Source organism: Sporosarcina sp. 6E9, from assembly GCF_017921835.1.
In the GTDB taxonomy this organism is placed as follows: Bacteria; Bacillota; Bacilli; order Bacillales_A; family Planococcaceae; genus Sporosarcina.
This window is the reverse complement of sequence record NZ_JAGEMN010000001.1, coordinates 1,862,740-1,881,798: the sequence shown is the minus strand read 5'-3', so window position 1 is coordinate 1,881,798 and position 19,059 is coordinate 1,862,740. Positions and strand designations below refer to the sequence as shown.

Below are 19,059 nucleotides of genomic sequence, written 5' to 3'. Positions count from 1 at the left end.
AAAGATGATATTAGGGGGAGTCCAGTTGTCTAATCAAGAATGCTTATTAGAAACCCGTTGCTTAAGTTCACTGGTCAAAGTTTTTGCCGATGAAGAGTTAGAGGATTCCGCTATAGTGGGTGGGACAGCGCTACTAAATGAAGTGTACACTTTCCAAGTGGCCTATAAGACAACCGAAAGATTTTCAGATGGGATTACGATTCGAGTAGAATCAGATATTTCAGATGTGATAACAGTACGAGAAGTAGGACTAGTCCCATCAGATTTTCCTATGTATGAAAATCACGATGATAATATTTTACGTATCGAACCAGGATTGTTTCCTGACCCTTTGTATCCAATTGGATCAGAAGGAATACCTGCACGCCAAAATCAATGGCGATCCATTTGGGTAACAGTCAAGTTAAATAATAATATCAAATCCGACACATATAAAATATGTATCAAGTTCGAAACGGTTGAAGCTGGAACGATAGCTGAAGAAAACTTTCACTTGGAAGTGATTGATGAATCATTACCTAAATCGAAGCTCATACAAACAAATTGGTTTCATACTGATTGTATTGCAACATATTACAACATCGATGTTTGTAGCCAAGAACATTGGTCTTTAATTAAAGATTTTATTGAAACGGCTGTTAAACATGATATCAATATGATTTTAACCCCATTATTTACACCGCCACTTGATACTGAAATTGGTGAAGAACGCCCAACTGTGCAGTTAGTCGACATAGAGATAAAGGATGATACCTATCATTTTAACTTTGATAAATTAAAAAGATGGGTAGATATGTGTGATGAGTTAGGTGTTCAATACTTTGAGTTTTCACATCTTTATACGCAATGGGGGGCTAAACATGCACCTAAAATAATGGCAACCAAAAACAAAGAATATAAACAAATATTTGGTTGGGAAACTGATTCGGCTGGCGAGAATTATCGGAACTTCTTATCATTATTTCTTCCAGAACTTGTACATTTTATAGAAGAAAACAACTTACATGATCGTGTCTATTTTCATGTTTCCGATGAGCCAAATCTAGATAACATCGAATCCTATCAAAGCGCAAGTAACCATATGAACAAATACTTATCGAAGTATCCAATTATTGATGCATTGTCAGATTACGAGTTTTATGAAAGAGGTTTTGTTGAAAAACCAATCCCTGCAACAAATCATATAGAACCTTTTTTGGAAAATGAGGTTCCAGATTTATGGACATATAATTGTTGTGCACAATATATAGATGTGTCGAATCGTTTCTTCACATTCCCATCTGCGCGAAATCGAATTATCGGCATGCAATTTTATAAGTTTAATATTACTGGTTTTTTACATTGGGGCTATAATTTCTGGTACTCACAATTATCAAAGAGGTCAATAGATCCCTTTACAGTTACAGATGCTGATCAGGGTTTTCCATCAGGTGACGCATTTGTCGTGTATCCTGGAGAAAACGGACCAATTGAATCCCTTAGACTCGAAGTGTTTTATGAGGCATTACAAGATTTAAGGGCACTTCAACTTTTAGAATCTTATATTGGTAGAGAAGCCGTAATAGAGTTAATAGAAGAAGATTTAAGTGAACCTTTGACTTTTAGAAAATATCCACGAGGTAATGCATGGTTATTGGAGAAAAGAGAACTAATTAACCGGACAATAGAAAAGAACGTAAGATGAGTGGAATAATATTACTAATACTAGACTTCTCTCGACAGACGATATACTGAGATATTCTTTAAAATACTATAGACGGAATATGCTTTAAGTGATAATCTGGATAATAATTAGTAAAATGTTTACTAGTAATTGAGAGGATGAAAAGACTGAACTAAAGCTGTCCCTATCCCTGACGGCTTGGAACGACTATCAACATGTTCTGTTTTTATCTAAACAATATTAACTATGTAAGAGAAGTAACCACTATTTAAATAATATGCTCCCAAAAATCGATTCAAACACTACTAGTTAGGCATATGAAGTTATTTGATAATGGTATATAATAGTGTTACTTTCTAAAATAGAAAATTGTAGAAATGGAAAAGGTGATAGAGCGTGGCGACAATTAAAGATATAGCAGAAAAAGCTGGTGTATCTTCGGCTACTGTGTCTCGAGTACTGAATTATGACGCAAGTCTATCAGTCGCAGATGAGACGAAGAAAAAAATATTTGAAGCAGCGGAAGAGTTATCTTATCGGAAGCGGACTTCGAAAAGATATATTAATCAAAAGATTGCTGTTATCCATTGGTATACAGAAAAAGAGGAGCTGAATGACCTTTATTATTTATCTATTCGGTTAGGAATTGAAGAAAGATGTAAAGAAATTGGCATGAATCCTGAAGTTTATTTTTTCAACAATATCAAGGATATTAATGCTGCAGGGATTGAAGGTATTATAGCGATAGGTAAATTCAGTCCAAAACAAGTGAATGATCTCACCAAAATTAATCGCCATGTCGTTTTTGTCGATTATAGTCCAAACGAAGACAAATACGATTCGATTGTAATAGACTTTGAACGAGCAACGAAGAAGATTATAGGTTATTTCATCTCGACAGATCATACAAAAATTGGTTTTATAGGTGGAAGAGAGTTGCTCAAAGGACAAAAAACACCTATTGAGGACTTGCGAGAAAAATCGTTCCAGATGTATATGGAGGAAAATGGCCTTTATAACGAACGCTTTATGTTTATCGGTTCATTTTCCGTTGAAGATGGCTATAATTTAATGCAACAAGCGATTGACGAATTAGGGGAGGATTTACCTACCGCATTCTTCATCAGTAGTGATGTTATGGCAATCGGCAGTATGCGCGCTTTGCATGAAGCAAATATTGCTATTCCTGAAAGAGTAAGCATTATCGGGATCAATGATATGTCTGTTTCAAAACATATGTATCCTTCACTTAGCACGATACGAGTATATACTGAGATAATGGGTGAAGCTGCCGTGGATACATTATTAGAGCGATTAGAAGGTAGAAAAATTGCAAAGCAAATCGTTATTTCTACAAAGCTAATCATCCGAGATAGCGTTAAGAAATAAAGTAACTGGGTTTATTTTAGGAAGGTGCAAAACGTAATGGAAAAGAGCAGGATTCCGCTATACTTTCAGTTAATGCAAGATTTGATCGATAAAATTGATAATCGTGTCTATGTCGAGCATGAAAGATTGCCATCTGAACGTGAATTATGCACGATTTACAATATGAGTCGCATCACAATTAGACAGGCCTTACAAGAATTAGAAAGAGAAAACTATATTTATAAATTGCATGGAAAAGGGACGTTTGTTGCCCCGAAACTGTACAACCAAAAACTGGTGAAGCTTTATAGTTTTACCGATGAAATGAAAAAGTCTGGAAAAACGCCGTCAACTAAGGTTTTAGAATTTCATGAAATGATTGCGGATGAACGATTAGCTAGTAAGATGGATATCAAACCATTTGAAGAAGTCTTTCAAATAATTCGTTTACGTTTGGCCGACGATGAACCTTTAATGTATGAAACATCATATTTACCAAAAAAGATTTTTCCTCAGTTAACGCAAAAAGATGTGAGTGAAAAACCGATGTACAGTGTCTTTTCAGATGAGTATAATATCCGAGCTACTAAAGCATATGAACGCTTTAAAGCGACAAGTGTACGTGCCAAAGAGGCTACTCATTTAAATATGATTGAAAACCACCCGGCAATGCTAATTACTCGAAGTACCTATTATGAAAATACATTAATTGAATACACGATTAGTATAGCACGTGGCGATAAGTTTGATTATACGGTTGAATTAACATAACTCTATTTCGTGGAGTTTTGTTTTACTATAACTGGTTATGACAACATAACCATTGGGGGTTGTAAATATGTTTAATATTACAGAAGAGCAAATGAAGAAGCAAAATGCAGTTCATACAACTGGAGAAATTCATCAACAGCCAGCAGTATGGGAAGAGTTAGTGGAAGATTTTTTCGCACAACAAGCATCATATAAAGAATTTCTTAATGCAATTTACGAAAAACATCAAAGTGTTCGCGTCATATTCACAGGTGCGGGAACATCTGCGTTTGTAGGCGATACGCTAGTGCCAGAATTGGCAAGACAAAATAATAGAAATATCCAGTTTGAATCGATTCCAACGACGGATATTGTATCTAATCCAACTGAATTTTTCTTTAAAGATCATCCGACCATTTTGGTGTCATTTGCACGTTCCGGAAACAGTCCTGAAAGTGTGGCCTCGGTTTCACTGGGACAAGAAATTATAGATGACTTTTATCAAGTCGTTATCACATGTAACAAGGACGGCCTATTAGCAAAAAATATTCTAGCTGATAAAAATAGCATCACGCTACTTATGCCTGAAAAATCAAATGATCAATCACTTGCTATGACGAGTAGTTTCACAAGCATGATTATCGCAGGCTTTGCACTATTTACGGACAATGTATTTACAAAAGAAGTTGCAAAACAGGTGATTGAAAGTGCAACTTCATTGATTGAAAACCTGGGTGATAGTATTGATAACATACTGGAATCAGATTTTGAACGCGTTGTCTATTTAGGATCTGGCTTACTTGCCCAATTATCACATGAAGCAGCGTTAAAAATGCTCGAACTCTCCAATGGACAAGTAGTTGCGATTCATGAATCATCACTCGGTTTTCGTCATGGACCGAAATCGATTTTAAATGACCAATCAATCGTGGTTTTATTTGTCTCACAAAATCCATATACGCGAAAATACGATCTTGATATTTTAAAAGAATTAGCGGCTGCGGATACTTTTAAAATCATCGCGTTAACTGAAACAAAAGATGACGAGGTTGCGGAACTAGCGAATTGGCATCTAACGGTTAATAGCGGAACAAATCCATTATCCAATGATTTTAATCTTGCGTTATTGTATACGATTTTCGCGCAAACATTAGCTTTGAAAAAATCACTACAATTAGGGATTACTCCAGATAATCCAAGTCCAGATGGGTTAATCAGTCGCGTCGTTAAAGGCGTCACGATATATGACTATCAATAAGCAGAGAGTAGCAATCAGATTAAAACAATGGAGGAATTAGGATGGGGTCTATACAAAACACGAAGGAAATGTTAATCAAAGCTAGAAAAGAGGGGTATGCAGTTCCAGCATTTAATATTCATAACCTCGAAACAATTCAAGTCGTTGTTGACGCAGCGGTTGAACTAAAATCACCGTTAATCTTAGCAGCAACACCGGGAACAATGGATTACGCAGGGCGCGCATATATTCAAGCGATTGCGGAAATTGCAGCCAAAGAACATAATATTCCAATCGCCTTACATTTAGATCATCATGAAACACTAGATTCGATTACTGAATCGCTTAGACTTGGCGTAAAGTCCGTCATGATTGATGGCTCACATGGATCGTTTGAAGAAAATATTGCAATTTCCAAAGCAGTAGTCGAGAAAGCACATAAATACGGTGCAACGGTAGAGGCTGAACTAGGGAAGCTGGTCGGTCAAGAAGATGATATTATCGTGAAAGCAGAGGATGCTGAGTATACGGACCCAGATGCGGCGAATGAGTTCAGTGAGAGAACTGGGATTGACTCTTTGGCAGTTGCTATCGGAACGGGTCACGGTTTATACGAAACGAAACCGAATCTTGATTTTGATCGTTTACGAAAAATTCGTGATCTCGTCGATATTCCGCTCGTTCTGCACGGTGCTTCTGGTATTTCGAAAGAGGATGTTCGTAAATGTATTTCACTTGGATGTGCAAAAGTGAACATTTCGACAGAGTTAAAGATTCCATTCTCGAATTCATTACGTGAGTTCTTAATAGAAAATCCGAATGAAACAGATACGAGAAAATATATGGGACCAGCTAAAGAAGCGATGAAGAAAGTTGCAATGGAAAAAATTGAAATGTGTATGAGTAACGGAAAAGCCTAAGGAAATGGAGTGAGATTTTATTCTCACTCCATTTGACTATATGAGTGATTAAAGAGGGGATACTATATGATTTTAACGTTGACATTAAATCCTGCTGTCGATATAAGTTATAAGCTAGATTATTTGGCGTTAGACGTGGTTAATCGAGTGGCAGATGTTTCGAAAACAGCAGGAGGTAAAGGATTAAATGTTGCTCGAGTATTGCATCAGCTAGGTGAAGAAGTTGCTGCATCGGGATTTTTAGGGGGCAGCTTGGGAAGTTTTATAAGTGCTGAACTGAAGGCGATTGGAATCGAAGATCTATTTGTTCCAATAGAAGGAGAAACTCGAAATTGTATTGCAATTCTCCATGAAGGTAAACAGACGGAAATTCTAGAAAGTGGACCTATTATTTCAAAAACTGAAGCTGAATTATTTTTAACAAATTTTGAGGAGCATCTAAGTCGAGTAGATTTAGTCACGATTTCTGGTAGTTTACCTAAAGGTTTATCAAGTGATTTCTACGCTAAATTAATCGAAATTTCGAATCCCTATGGAACGAAAGTGTTATTAGATGCGAATGGTGCCCTTTTAACATCAACGTTAAACAGTGCCAGTAAACCGTATCTAATTAAACCAAATGAGGAGGAAATGGCTGAATTAATTGGAAAATCTACTATTGACGAAATTGAAATAATAGAAGCATTAGAGAGTATTTTATTTAGTGCTATTCCTTGGGTTGTTGTGACGCTTGGAGAGAATGGTGCAATCATAAAACATAATCAAACCATCTATCGTGCTTCTTTACCGAGAGTTGACGCGATAAATCCAGTTGGCTCGGGTGATTCAGTTGTTGCGGGATTCGCTGCTGGAATAGCGCGCGGCTTAACAGATGAAGAGTTAATCAATTTTGGCCTAACTATGGGTGTGCTTAATGCACAAGAAGAAAAAACAGGCTATATTAATGTAGAGGAAATAGAGACCGTTTCGAGTCAAATCCAAGTAGAGCGTGTCAACATTCATTAATCGAAATTATGAAAGGAAGTTTTTTCTTGGGTGAAATATATTTAACAAACGCCACGATTGTTCTTGAAAATAAGGTTTTGCCAAAAGGTTATCTACATATAAAAGATGAGCAGATCCAGTCGGTTGGAGAGATGAAAGATTGCCCGCCAATAAGCAAACAGGATATAAAATACGACTGTACAGATAAGCAATATGTCATCCCGGGAATGATTGATATTCATGTCCACGGTGCAGCTGGATACGATTTTATGGATGGAAGTACTGAAGCGGTTGAAGCGATTGCTCATGCCTTGCCGAAAGAAGGTGTTACATCTTTTCTAGCAACGACGATAACGAATCCAGTCGATTATACGAGTCACGCACTTGAAAATTTAAATTCCTACCGCCTGCATAAGAATAAACCCGGCGTAGCGGAATTAGTTGGTATTCATTTAGAAGGCCCATTTATTAATAAAGTACAAAAAGGTGCACAGCCAGAAGAAAGTATTTTACCTCCTGACGTTGCACGCTTTAAAAAATGGCAAGCATTGTCGGGGAATGCTATTAAAGTTATTACCTATGCACCCGAGTTGGATAGAAATTTTGAGCTTCTAACTGAACTTAATCAGACAGGTGTTATTCCTTCTATGGGTCATACAAACGCCACTTATGACGAGTCTAAAGATGCGATACATAACGGAGTTTCACATGCCACGCATTTATTTAATGGGATGAAGGGGTTACATCATAGGGAACCAGGGGTTGTTGGTGCGGTTCTTCTACAAGATGATGTGTTCGTTGAAATAATTCCCGACGGGATCCATTTTCATCCTGATTTAGTTAAGCTCATCGTCAAAATGAAAGGCCTTGAAAAAGTATTAGTCATTACGGATGGTATGCGTGCAAAAGGGTTGCCAGATGGTAATTACGATTTAGGTGGCCAAGAAGTAATCGTTCGCGATGGGAGTTGCTCGTTAGCCTCTAATGGTTCATTGGCTGGGAGTGTGGTGACGATGAATAAAGCCCGCTTGAATTTAATCGAATGGATTGATTTATCAATCGTTGAACAAGTACGGGTAACCGCCGTTAACCAAGCCAAACGTTTAAAAGTTTTTGATCGCAAAGGATCAATTGAAGCTGGAAAAGATGCTGATTTAGTAGTTCTGGGTTCAGATGGTCAAATCGAATTAACAATATGTAGGGGGAAAATCTCTTATCAACGGGAGACCTAATAATTTATCAAATAAAGAACGTCTATTCAAAACCTTTTCGGGTAAAGAATAGACGTTTTATTATTTAATAGGTCAAACAAGTATCTCCGTAACTTTTCGCGAAATTTCATGCGTATTTATAGTAGATTCAATTTGTCTATTCTTCACTGAGTTAATAAATTCTTCAACTTCATAATACATCGTATCATATTCGTGCTGAACAGAAATATCCTCCGTTTTACCATCTCTGTATTTAATCATGACTTGATGAGGATCACTAATTTTATCGATTTCAATGACGCCATTTTCGCCTTGGATTTCACTTGGTAAAAATGAATCGGAGATTTTTGAGTACATCACAATCGCTTCAAAACCCTCGTAATTCAAAATCATACTGCCTTGTCCTTCAGCACCCGTGGATAGTAAATAATTATTTTTCAAAACGGAAACCGGTTCGCCAACTAAATGAACAATAGGCGCAATCGCATAAACCCCCAAATCTGTTTTCGCACCATTTCCTAACTCAGGTTTAAAGGCATTTTCAATAATTCCTTCTTTGTAACTGTCGTATCTAGAAGAATATTGATTGTAATGAAAGACAAAGCGACGGAGTGGTCCAATCTTGTCCAAGTTCTTTTTTAAATTAAGGAATGATGGAATCACTGTTGATTTCATCGCCTCCATAAAGGTAACGTCGTATTGCCTAGAAGCTTCAATTACTTGATCCATTTCTTCCACAGTCGTGACAGCAGGCTTTTCACAAAGAACATGAATCCCGTTTTCCATTGCCAATATACTTTGTTCTGCATGAAATGCATTCGGTGATGCGATATAAACCGCGTCAATATCACCGCTACGGAACATCTCTTCCATATTGGTATAGACATTTTGAACGTGATGTTTCTCCGCAAATGCTCGTCCAGTTTCTTCAGCACGTGAATAAACCGCCCCAACTGTAAATTCTGGATGCGCGCTTGCTGCTTTGATAAATCGATCTGTGATCCAATTCGTACCTATAATCCCGAATCTCATAGAATAATCTTCTCCTGTCCATTATTGTAAATCCTATAACTAGTATTATACACGGAATTCAGCAAAAAATATTGGCTATTTATTGTGTGATATAATTAGACAAAAGAAATAATTGGAGGAATTCACATTTAGGGATTACTAAATCAAAAAAAGTCGGTGATTGAATGAAGAGGTCTACCAAAAAAATACTTTATAGTTGCGGAATCACTGTTTTTCTCATGAGCTTTTTAGGGATGATCTATTACGGTTATAAAACTTTTTATATTGAAAAGGATTCCGTTACTTCAAAAGAATACGCCCATCATTTCGTTTTGCTTGCTGAAGAAATTGACAATGAGTATTGGCGTCTCGTTGAGCAAGGCGCATTGAAGGCTGCCGATGAACATAACATCTACTTAGAATATTTAGGTCCCCCGAAAGCGGACAATGATCAGCTACTCAAACTATTAGATAGAATGATATCTGCCAAAGTAGACGGCATCATAACGCAAGGCGTGGAAGGCCAACAATTTGTTGATTTGGTATTTAAGGGCGTCGAACGAGGAATTCCGATTATTACAGTTGATACAGATGTGAAAAGCAGTGTTAGAAAGGCTTATGTCGGAACGGATAATTATTATGCTGGGCAGCTTGCTGGAAGAACGATTATTGAAAACACGATTGGCAAACAATATGTCGGTATCGTGATGGGGCGATTTGATGCAATAAACCAACAAGAGAGGTTGGAAGGTTTTAAAGATGCGATTCAATCAACTAATCGTATTCAAATAGTCGGCAGAAAAGAATCGAACATCACTCAAATTGGGGCTGCGCAAGCGACTTATTCGTTACTGAAAGAGTTTCCTTCAATTAATGCGCTCGTTGGGACAAGCGCACTGGATGGAATAGGCATCGTGGAAGGGTTACACGAAATCGCGCCGAATAAGGATGTCTATATCACTGCGTTTGATGTCTTGCCGGAGACGTTAATGTTAATTCAAAAAGGGGAAATCGATGCGACGGTTGCACAATATCCTGAAGAGATGGGCTATGAAGCGATTGAAGTCATGATTGAATTACAGGCGCATGATATATTGAGTACCGAAGTTTTTACGCGAACAAAAATAATCGATAAAGTCGATATCGATGGTTTAAGACCTGGTGATCCAAAATGAAAACAATTCGCGGGAAGTTATTAATGTACTTTTTCGTATTTGTCATCCTGTTTCAAGTAACTGCAATCTCCATTTTCGTCAGTTCCAATGAATTAACCAATAAATATAATGAGAGTTTTCAACGCTTCTTATTGTTAAATTCAATATCGCAAAAATCAGATGAACTTTATGCGCTCACCAGAATCTATGTAATTGAGCCGGAAGATGAAAATGCGACCAGTTATTTCAAAAGAAAAGACGAGCTAACGGCTGAGAAAGAACATTTAAGAACGCTTTATGCACTTAATGAAAATATTAAAATCAAAAACTATATCAATCTAGTCGATACATTTATTCATGAGAGTGAACTCACGGTTGGTTTCGTTTTGAAAGCAGATATCGAACAGTATACAAATCATCTAGAAGAAGTAAGGGTGGCTTCGGGTTATATTCAAGCGTCTGCGCTTGAATTAATCGATGTTGAATTAACAGCCTATCAAGCTTATTACAAGGATTTGCAAGAAAGAAACAGGTATTTTATTACATTCATTATCTTTTTATTTATCACGACTATTGCACTGGCAATCTTTTTTGCTATTTGGTTTTCAATAGGGATTACAAGCCCGCTTCATAAATTATCCCATGCGGCAAAGGAAGTTGCGAAGGGGGATTTACTGGGCGAGGCCGTGGAAATTCAATCGAATGATGAGTTGCGAATACTTGGGGATGCGTTTAATAATATGCGCGCCAATATTCATGAATTGGTGAAAGAAATCAAAGACCAATCAGAGCTTGATCAATTGCTTAAAGAAATGGAATTAAAGCATTTACAAAATCAAATCAATCCACATTTTTTGTTTAACACCTTAAATACAATTTCAAAAATGGCCTATTTGGAAGATGCGAATTCGACCTCAAGATTAATCGATTCAGTGGCTGCACTCCTGCGCCATAGCTTAGGCGAAATCGATGATCAAGTTACGTTGAAAGATGAAGTGAATATTGTACAAGCGTATTTCCGAATTCAACAAACCCGTTTTTCAGAAAGAGTTCAATTCATAACGAAAATAGATGAGACGTGCCTGGATATCGAAATTCCGCGCTTAACGCTTCAACCCTTAGTTGAAAATGCATTTATTCATGGGATTGAAGCACGTGAAGAAGGTGGCATTATATCACTTCGGATTGAACAGACAATAGACTCGGTTGTCATAGAAGTTAGTGATGACGGGGAGGGCATTGAGAAAGAAAAGATTGAAAGCCTGTTATCATCGTCGAGCGTTAGAGATGAGCATGTAGGGCATTCAACAGGCATAGGGTTGACCAATGTCATGCGGCGATTACAACTTTTTTACAAAAAAGACAATGTTGTTGAAATAGAATCAGAAAAAGGACAATGGACAACCATACGGTTATCTTTGCCTAAGACTAGTAAGGAGGTTCTATCTAATGAGGATCTTGATTGCTGACGATGAGCTACTAGAGAGAAAAGCGATGAAGAAATTCATCCAAGATAATTTTAGGGATATGGAAGTCGTTGGCGAAGCTGTTAATGGGCGAAAAGCGATTGAGTTAGCGAAAGAAACGGAACCCGATGTTATTTTTATGGATATTAAAATGCCAGGCATCAATGGTTTGGAAGCGATAGAAAAAATCCATGCAATGCGGCCAAGGATTAAGTTTGTATTAGTCTCGGCTTATGATACGTTCGAGTATGCGAAGCAAGCCATGCAATTTGGAATTAAAGATTATATTTTAAAGCCGGGTAATAAAGAAGAAATTATTTCCGCGCTATTTCGACTCAAAAAAGAGGTTTTAAATGAAGCGAAAATAGAAGATGAGAAACTTCAGTCTATACAACTGTTGAATGAGAGTTTTGTTCGAAAGCTGATGAAACAACCACTGGAAAAAGATGTATTTGAAATGCAACGCCAATTGTACCCACAAATGAAATCAGGTTACTTTTTCGTATTGAATTCAGATCATCTGCTGGAAGAAAAGCTGATTGCTGAAATCATTAGGAAGCATATAGGTGATTCATTCATCTTGTATAAAGAAAACGATGTTGTTACTATTGGCGTTTTTATCAATGATTATGTGACAAAGGCTGATCAGTTGCTAGTTGCCCGAAAACTACAAATTGGGCTTGGGAATAATGTATTTATTGGAATTGGACGTATTACCGAATCACTGGCGTATTTTCCGAAATCTTACCGAGAAGCTTATGGGGCAAGTTTTCAACTAAAAACCGAAAAGAAATCCAATTATGGATTTCTGCAAAAAGAGAACTCTGATTATCAAAATATCGTTCCAAGAATTGTTCGGGAGATTGAAAAGGGTAAGCGTGATAATGCGATTACGATTTTCAGAGAAAATGAACTGCAATTAACGATTGTTGATAAGGAAAATTTATATATAGCCATTCAAACTATGCTCGGGAAGAAAAGTATTTCAATAACTAAAGGGTCAATCTCAACGCTGCAATCAAATGAGGACTGGGTTATTTATATGAATATCTGCTGTCATAAAGTGAATGAACACTACCAGTCGAAACAATCGATGACAATTGCGAAGGAATATATCCAGACACATTTTAAGGCGTCAATTGCGCTCGAAGACGTTGCGCATTTGGTGAATTTAAGTCCAAACTACTTTTCTAATTTATTCAAAGAAGAGTTTGGTGAAACCTTTATCGAGTTTTTGACGAAAATACGAATGGAACGGGCTAAGGAATTAATCGAAGAAAATACATATTCGTTGAAAGAGATTAGTTTCATGGTTGGCTATAAGGATCCGAACTACTTTAGCCGTGTATTTAAGAGGTATTATCAAACTTCGCCAAAGCATTTTCAGGACAGCATCTTTGAAAAGTGAAGGTAAACGTAAAATAATGCAGGTATTCATCCCCATATAAAGTTTGAATTGTTTTACTATAAGGGTTGTAAGCGCTATCAATTGAAGGGGGAAAATTAATGAAAAAAATACTTGGATTTTTAGTATTATCACTTGTACTTGTGGTCTCTGCCTGTAGTTCAGGATCAGATTCTGGAAAGAAATCTGAAAAGGGCGGGGAAAATGCAGACGGTGCAGTTGAAATCTTTAGTTGGTGGACGGGGGCCGGTGAAGAGGATGGACTTCTAGCGTTAATCGATTTGTTCAACGAACTTCACCCGGATATTGAAGTTAAAAATGCAGCAGTTGCTGGGGGGGCTGGAACAAATGCGAAAGCAGTTCTAGCAACAAGAATGCAAGGTAATGATCCGCCATCAACGTTCCAAGTCCATGGTGGGGAAGAGCTAAATAAAAGTTGGGTTGCCGCGGATAAGATGGCGCCACTAAATGATTTGTATAAAGAAAACGAATGGATGGATAAATTTCCAGAAGCATTGATTGACCTAGTGAGTAATGATGGCAATATCTATTCAGTTCCTGTAAATATTCACCGTGGAAACGTCATCTTCTATAACATGGAGGTTTTCAAAGAACATGGAATTGAAGTGCCGACTACATTGGACGAATTTTTCACTGTAGCCGAGAAATTAAAAGACGCCGGTGTAACACCGTTAGCATTGGGAGATAAAGAGAGTTGGGAAGCGACACAAATATTTGAAAACGTACTTGCAGCTGAATTAGGAACAGAAGATTATATTAAATTGTTTTCTGGTGAACTAGATTTCACAGATAGCAGAGTCGTCAGTGCTGCGGAGAAATTCGGGAAAATCCTTGATTATGTGAACGAGGACCATGCTTCACGTAACTGGCAAGACTCCGGACAGCTAGTCGCTGAAGGTGATGCTGCAATGCTTAACATGGGCGACTGGGCGAAAGGTTATTTCGTAAATGATTTAAAGCTCGTTACGAATGAAGACTATGGTTACTTCGCATTCCCAGGTACTGATGGTGATTTTGCGGTAATCACAGATACATTTGGTCTGCCAAAAGGAATTGAGAATGTTGAATCCACAAAACAATTTTTAACAGTTCTGGGTTCTGTGGAAGGTCAAGACGCATTTAACCCATTAAAAGGGTCGATTCCAGCAAGAATTGATGCGGATCCATCCAAGTATGATGATTATGGGAAAGATACAATTGAAGACTTCAAAACTGCTAACCTATTCCCAAGTCTTGCACACGGATCGGCGGCATCAGAAGGTTTTGTAACGAAAGCAAATCAAGCTGTCAATATTTTTGTAACGCAAAGAGATGTTGATAACTTTATCGATGCGCTTCAAAATGCAGCACCTGATATGTAAAAGAAATGGGGGCGGCCTTCATTCGGCGGTCCCTACTCTTTTCATGAATACATAGTAACCTCAAACTGAGGAGGGTTTAACTTGGAAAAAGAGATACCGGTACGAAAGAAAAGGAAGCTATCAAATGATCATCTAACGGCAATCGCTTTTTTAATTCCTTCTATTATATTAATTTTAGTTTTTGTCTATGGATTTATAAGCTGGACGGGGTATCTTTCATTAAGTAATTATAATACGATTGTTCCGGATTTTTCATTTGCAGGCTTGAAAAACTATGTTTACTTATTCAATGATTTCCGTTTTCAAGCAGATTTACGTAATACTTTATTCTTTACGATTCTGTTTATCGGGGCTGTTATATTACTGGGTTTAGGGTTAGCGATTTTATTGGATCAAAAACTAAAAGGCGAGTCCGTATTTAGAAACATCTTTTTATTTCCAATGGCCTTATCTTTTATCGTGACTGGGGTTGTATGGCAGTGGTTATTGCACCCTTCTACTGGGTTCAATAAATTTTTAATACATTTTGGGATTCAACCGAAATGGTACACAGATACAAACATATTGGCTGGCTTCAAATGGGGAAGTATTGAGTTCGGTTTACCTGTTGCGATTATCGCAGTTGTTATCGCCGCCGTTTGGCAAATGACAGGATTTTCACTGGCGATGTATTTAGCGGGATTACGCGGGATTGACGAGGAATTACGTGAAGCTGCCAGAATGGATGGCGCAAGCGAGTTCCAAGTATACCGAAAAATTGTTTTACCGATTCTAATGCCAATTACGATGAGTGTTGTCATTATTATGGCGCATATCTCGTTGAAGATATTTGATTTGATTTATGCGATGACAGGGTCCGGTGCAAACTTTGTCACGGATGTTCCTGGATTGTATATGTTCGAAACGACGTTTAGAGGAAACTATTATGCTAATGGCGCCGCAATTGCAATTATTATGTTACTGTTAGTCGCCGTATTTATTGTCCCTTATTTATGGAATAGTAGAAAGGGTGAGAGATAATGGCGACATTACGAATCGGAAGTATAGTTAAATATGGTTTATTAGTTCTTGTATCCCTTCTTTTTTTAACGCCGGTTTATGTCATTATTGTGACGAGTATTAAACCGATTGATCAGGTATCGCTTTCACAGATGTGGACTTTGCCGACGGCGATTGATTTTAGCTCATATAAGATGGCATTTGAAAGTTTGAAGCCGAATCTGTTGAACAGTTTGTACTTGGTCATTCCAGCTACATTATTATCGGCTTTGTTGGGTGCGATGAATGGCTATATTTTATCGAAGTGGAAGTTTAGAGGATCTGATATGATCTTTACGTTCATTTTGTTTGGGATGTTCATTCCTTATCAAAGTATTTTAATCCCGGTGATTCAATTTTTACGAACGATTGAACTTTATAATACAATACCTGGGTTAGTGCTGGTTCATGTTGTTTATGGACTCCCAATTACGACGTTGATGTTCAGAAACTTTTATGCGAGTATTCCGGATGAGATGATTGAGTCGGCTCAAATCGATGGGGCAAACTTTTTAGGTGTGTTTAAGAATATTATCATTCCATTGTCGATTACTGGTTTTGTAGTCGTAGCCATATGGCAATTCACAAATATTTGGAATGAATTCCTGTTTGCTGTGACGATTACGACGGGGGATAAGCAGCCGGTTATGGTGGCGTTACAAAACTTGTCGGGAAGTCAAATTGTTCAGTGGAACGTACAAATGGCCGGCGCATTACTTGCAGCGTTACCGACATTGATAGTTTACATTTTTCTTGGTAAGTATTTTGTTAGGGGATTGTTGGCGGGGTCTGTTAAGGGGTAAAGTCACTTTTTGCCAGCCTAGAATAAATCCAATATATATAGCGAGTACTTGAAGAGTTCAATATTCAAGTACTCGCCTTTTTATATGGTTCGTTGATTTCCGTTCCGGGCGGCGCTTTCCTGCGGGCGGCCGGTGATTCCGCGGGAGTCGCCGCACTGCACTACAATCAACTAATTTCACTATATGAAGGATAGTGGTAATCCAGTGCCCTCTTTTCAACCCGATATCCATCAGTACAGAAGCGTATTTAAAGAGGAAAATTAGTTTTGCATCTCTTGATATAATCTTGAATAAAAGAAACATCAACAAGCTATCAAGAAAAATCAGCGTAGGCGCCTTGCCAGTGGTAGCCGTAGCAATAAGCCTGATAGTGGTTTTCTATCAGGCTTATTGCGGGAGGCATCCACCAGCGCCGAAGCGTTTTAAAGGGATATTCTTAGTTCAGCTAATAAAAGTGAAATCATTTGGTTACACTGGATCAAATAAATCCACTAAAAGTAATGCAACAGCACCTTTGAGCGTCGCACTATCGCCGAGTTTTGAAATTGAAATAGCTGTTTGTTTAGCTTTTGGTGTGAGTGCACGTGCTTCTATTGTCTTACGAATCTCTGGTAAAATCAGTTTCTCGGATTTTGTTACGCCGCCGCTTAGGACGATTTTTTCAGGGTTAATAATATGGATAAGATTTGTTAATCCCACACCGATTAATTCTCCTGTTACCCTAAATACCGATGCGATGTTTTCATCGCCATTCATTGCTAATTCATATATTTCTTCTCCAGATAGTTCAAGTTTTGCGCGTTTAGCAATGGCGGGTCCTGTGATGAATGTTTGCAAGCAACCCCGGTTGCCGCATTCACAAAGGTCACCGTGTAAATCGATTGTCATATGCCCGACTTCTCCAGCTATATCGTTTGACCCGTGATATAAGTTTCCATTCATAACAAGTCCAGCCCCGACACCTCTACCGATATTCACAACTAACATACTTTCAAGTGGACCATGATCCCCAAACCAAGATTCTCCTAAAGCGATAGCGCGTGCGTCATTTTCAACTTTTACATCTAAGTCAAATGCCTTTTCCAATTCATCTTTTATCGGAATATTTTTTAATCCTAAAATAGGTGCCACGAGCGATGTTCCGGTTTCAACTTCGACACCCCCATGCATAGCAACCCCTATTCCAATGATTTTATCGTTGGAAGTGGGGGAGCTGTCTATGCATGTTTGAATAGACCCTTTAAGAACCTTTAGAAACTGGTCATTGGTCATCGGTGTTGTTAGTTTACTTGAAGACCTCGTACTGATTTTTCCCGATAAATCTGCCATGACACACTCAATCATATCCGGGCCAATATCCACACCGACAATCGAGAAAGCCGAGTTATCGATTAGAAGCATGGTCGGTTTTCGTCCACCTTGCGATTCACCGAGTTCACTTTCTTTCACGATTCCTTGTTCAATTAATTCTTTCACATTGCTACTCACTGTAGGTGGTGTTAGTTTCGTTTCTTTGGCGATTTGCGCTCTTGAAATTGGTGCATCTGTCCGTATTTTATTTAAAATAATGGATTTATTTACTGATTTCATCCATTGAAAGGTACCTTGTCGCATAAAAAAACTCCTTTACTCTATTTTAAATGTAAACACGGTTTGTTTTTCGTATGTTTCATCTGCCTGTAAAATGACTGAAGGGAAATCTTTATGATGCAAGGAGGCAGGGGACGCTTGGGTTTCAAAGCATACGCCTAAATACTTCTCGGAATCCCTTTCTACTAGCTCAAAACCTTCTTCAAGGTTCGTTGATGTGTACATAAATACGCCGGGCTGATTTGTTTTAACGGTCATCATGCGGCCACTTGTTTCTTCTCTAACGTTAATCTTCTCATCATTGGTTTGATTGAAGAGAAAGTAATGATCATAACCGTTATCCGCTATACGATTTTGCTCGTGCGTGGATTGAATTCCGTCAGCGATTTTCCGACCTTGACGAAAATCAAATGGCGTATCGGTAACATCAATCTTTTTCCCAGTTGGAATCAATTCTTCATCAAGTTCGACAAACTCGTCGCTGGCCATGGTAACGAAATGATTTTGGACAGTTTCAGCTAAATTACCACTCAAATTAAAATACGAATGGTTGGTAATTGTTAACGCTGTTGTCTTATCCGTCGTAGCAGAATAATCTAGGATGAGCTCATTCTGATTCGTTAATGTGTAGGTCACTGTGGTATTTACATTACCCGGATAGCCACCTTCGCCATCTTCACTGGCATGTGTTAATTTCACACCGACTGTGTCGTCTGTTTGGAATGGGGCAGTTTCCCAAACGACTTGATGAAAACCACTTGGTCCTCCGTGTAGATGGTGGTTGCCTTCATTTGAGTCCAAGGAATAGATTCCACCATTCAGTGAAAAAGTTGCATCTTGAATTCTTCCTGCAACACGGCCAGTAATCGCACCGAAGTAATTGGGATTTTGCTCGTAATCGGATATGTTTTTATAGCCGAGAACGACATTTTCAAGTACACCATTTCGATCGGGAACAAGGATTTCAGTGATGATGCCACCGTAATCCAATAGGCTGACACGCATGCCGTTTCCGTTTGTTAATTGATAATGTTGCCAACCATTCTGAGTTTTTTCTATTTCTATGTTCATCTTATT

16 protein-coding genes are annotated in these 19,059 nt (G+C 38.0%); 13 read left to right on the top strand and 3 right to left on the bottom strand.

All coding sequences use genetic code 11. The features are described from left to right. Window positions 1–25: 25 nt before the first annotated feature. The 7 genes from J4G36_RS09655 (at window position 26) to nagA (ending at window position 8,154) form a co-directional block, all read left to right on the top strand. Window positions 26–1,684, top strand: coding sequence for a DUF4091 domain-containing protein (locus J4G36_RS09655; RefSeq protein WP_246880464.1), 1,659 nt, complete (start codon window positions 26–28; stop codon window positions 1,682–1,684). A 375-nt stretch (window positions 1,685–2,059) separates the two neighbouring features. Further along, window positions 2,060–3,052, top strand: coding sequence for a LacI family DNA-binding transcriptional regulator (locus J4G36_RS09650; RefSeq protein WP_210469793.1), 993 nt, complete (start codon window positions 2,060–2,062; stop codon window positions 3,050–3,052). A 72-nt stretch (window positions 3,053–3,124) separates the two neighbouring features. Continuing rightward, window positions 3,125–3,802: a GntR family transcriptional regulator gene (locus J4G36_RS09645; protein ID WP_246880463.1), complete on the top strand. Its 678-nt coding sequence runs from the start codon at window positions 3,125–3,127 to the stop codon at window positions 3,800–3,802. A 67-nt stretch (window positions 3,803–3,869) separates the two neighbouring features. Next, a complete protein-coding gene (locus tag J4G36_RS09640) occupies window positions 3,870–5,039 on the top strand; it encodes an SIS domain-containing protein (RefSeq protein WP_210469791.1) in 1,170 nt (389 codons plus the stop codon). A 41-nt stretch (window positions 5,040–5,080) separates the two neighbouring features. Next, window positions 5,081–5,938, top strand: coding sequence for a tagatose-bisphosphate aldolase subunit GatY (locus J4G36_RS09635; protein WP_210469790.1), 858 nt, complete (start codon window positions 5,081–5,083; stop codon window positions 5,936–5,938). A 66-nt stretch (window positions 5,939–6,004) separates the two neighbouring features. Further along, window positions 6,005–6,943, top strand: coding sequence for a hexose kinase (locus J4G36_RS09630; protein WP_210469789.1), 939 nt, complete (start codon window positions 6,005–6,007; stop codon window positions 6,941–6,943). Window positions 6,944–6,969: 26 nt separating this feature from the next. After that, the gene (gene nagA / locus J4G36_RS09625; RefSeq protein ID WP_210469788.1) at window positions 6,970–8,154 is read left to right on the top strand and encodes an N-acetylglucosamine-6-phosphate deacetylase; all 1,185 of its coding nucleotides are present in this window, start codon (window positions 6,970–6,972) and stop codon (window positions 8,152–8,154) included. Window positions 8,155–8,226: 72 nt separating this feature from the next. Here the strand turns inward: nagA and J4G36_RS09620 are convergent, their stop codons facing one another. After that, a complete protein-coding gene (locus J4G36_RS09620) occupies window positions 8,227–9,165 on the bottom strand; it encodes a Gfo/Idh/MocA family protein (protein ID WP_210469787.1) in 939 nt (312 codons plus the stop codon). A gap of 218 nt (window positions 9,166–9,383) precedes the next feature. On the opposite strand from J4G36_RS09620, the gene J4G36_RS09615 reads away from it, so the two are divergent. From J4G36_RS09615 to J4G36_RS09590, 6 genes are all read left to right on the top strand, one after another. Next, window positions 9,384–10,319: a sugar-binding protein gene (locus J4G36_RS09615; RefSeq protein WP_246880462.1), complete on the top strand. Its 936-nt coding sequence runs from the start codon at window positions 9,384–9,386 to the stop codon at window positions 10,317–10,319. Then, window positions 10,316–11,767, top strand: a complete 1,452-nt coding sequence (locus J4G36_RS09610) for a sensor histidine kinase (protein WP_210469785.1) — start codon at window positions 10,316–10,318, stop codon at window positions 11,765–11,767. The genes J4G36_RS09615 and J4G36_RS09610 overlap by 4 nt, the downstream gene beginning before the upstream one ends. Continuing rightward, entirely contained in the window at window positions 11,748–13,172 is a 1,425-nt protein-coding gene (locus tag J4G36_RS09605) for a response regulator (RefSeq protein ID WP_246880461.1), read from the top strand. The genes J4G36_RS09610 and J4G36_RS09605 overlap by 20 nt, the downstream gene beginning before the upstream one ends. A 98-nt stretch (window positions 13,173–13,270) precedes the next feature. Next, window positions 13,271–14,551 carry an ABC transporter substrate-binding protein gene (locus J4G36_RS09600; protein WP_210469784.1) on the top strand — a complete coding sequence of 427 codons (1,281 nt, stop codon included), beginning with the start codon at window positions 13,271–13,273 and terminating at the stop codon, window positions 14,549–14,551. Between the two features lie 81 nt (window positions 14,552–14,632). After that, window positions 14,633–15,571: a carbohydrate ABC transporter permease gene (locus J4G36_RS09595; RefSeq protein ID WP_210469783.1), complete on the top strand. Its 939-nt coding sequence runs from the start codon at window positions 14,633–14,635 to the stop codon at window positions 15,569–15,571. Further along, complete coding sequence (locus J4G36_RS09590) at window positions 15,571–16,392, top strand: carbohydrate ABC transporter permease (protein ID WP_210469782.1); 822 nt, start codon at window positions 15,571–15,573, stop codon at window positions 16,390–16,392. The genes J4G36_RS09595 and J4G36_RS09590 overlap by 1 nt, the downstream gene beginning before the upstream one ends. A 468-nt stretch (window positions 16,393–16,860) precedes the next feature. Here J4G36_RS09590 and J4G36_RS09585 read toward each other — a convergent pair whose 3' ends face one another. Both J4G36_RS09585 and J4G36_RS09580 read right to left on the bottom strand, forming a co-directional pair. After that, window positions 16,861–18,006, bottom strand: a complete 1,146-nt coding sequence (locus tag J4G36_RS09585; RefSeq protein ID WP_210469781.1) for an ROK family transcriptional regulator — start codon at window positions 18,004–18,006, stop codon at window positions 16,861–16,863. A 12-nt stretch (window positions 18,007–18,018) separates the two neighbouring features. Then, window positions 18,019–19,053: an aldose epimerase family protein gene (locus J4G36_RS09580; protein ID WP_210469780.1), complete on the bottom strand. Its 1,035-nt coding sequence runs from the start codon at window positions 19,051–19,053 to the stop codon at window positions 18,019–18,021. Window positions 19,054–19,059 lie beyond the last annotated feature (6 nt).

Bases quoted from the DNA above. Each gene is read 5' to 3' on its own strand.
- J4G36_RS09615 (WP_246880462.1), top strand. From the start codon at position 9,384: ATGAGCTTTTTAGGGATGATCTATTACGGTTATAAAACTTTTTATATT.
- J4G36_RS09605 (WP_246880461.1), top strand. From the start codon at position 11,748: ATGAGGATCTTGATTGCTGACGATGAGCTACTAGAGAGAAAAGCGATG.
- J4G36_RS09645 (WP_246880463.1), top strand. From the start codon at position 3,125: ATGCAAGATTTGATCGATAAAATTGATAATCGTGTCTATGTCGAGCAT.
- J4G36_RS09610 (WP_210469785.1), top strand. From the start codon at position 10,316: ATGAAAACAATTCGCGGGAAGTTATTAATGTACTTTTTCGTATTTGTC.
- J4G36_RS09640 (WP_210469791.1), top strand. From the start codon at position 3,870: ATGTTTAATATTACAGAAGAGCAAATGAAGAAGCAAAATGCAGTTCAT.
- J4G36_RS09580 (WP_210469780.1), bottom strand. From the start codon at position 19,053: ATGAACATAGAAATAGAAAAAACTCAGAATGGTTGGCAACATTATCAA.
- J4G36_RS09600 (WP_210469784.1), top strand. From the start codon at position 13,271: ATGAAAAAAATACTTGGATTTTTAGTATTATCACTTGTACTTGTGGTC.
- J4G36_RS09585 (WP_210469781.1), bottom strand. From the start codon at position 18,006: ATGCGACAAGGTACCTTTCAATGGATGAAATCAGTAAATAAATCCATT.
- J4G36_RS09630 (WP_210469789.1), top strand. From the start codon at position 6,005: ATGATTTTAACGTTGACATTAAATCCTGCTGTCGATATAAGTTATAAG.
- J4G36_RS09620 (WP_210469787.1), bottom strand. From the start codon at position 9,165: ATGAGATTCGGGATTATAGGTACGAATTGGATCACAGATCGATTTATC.
- J4G36_RS09635 (WP_210469790.1), top strand. From the start codon at position 5,081: ATGGGGTCTATACAAAACACGAAGGAAATGTTAATCAAAGCTAGAAAA.
- J4G36_RS09590 (WP_210469782.1), top strand. From the start codon at position 15,571: ATGGCGACATTACGAATCGGAAGTATAGTTAAATATGGTTTATTAGTT.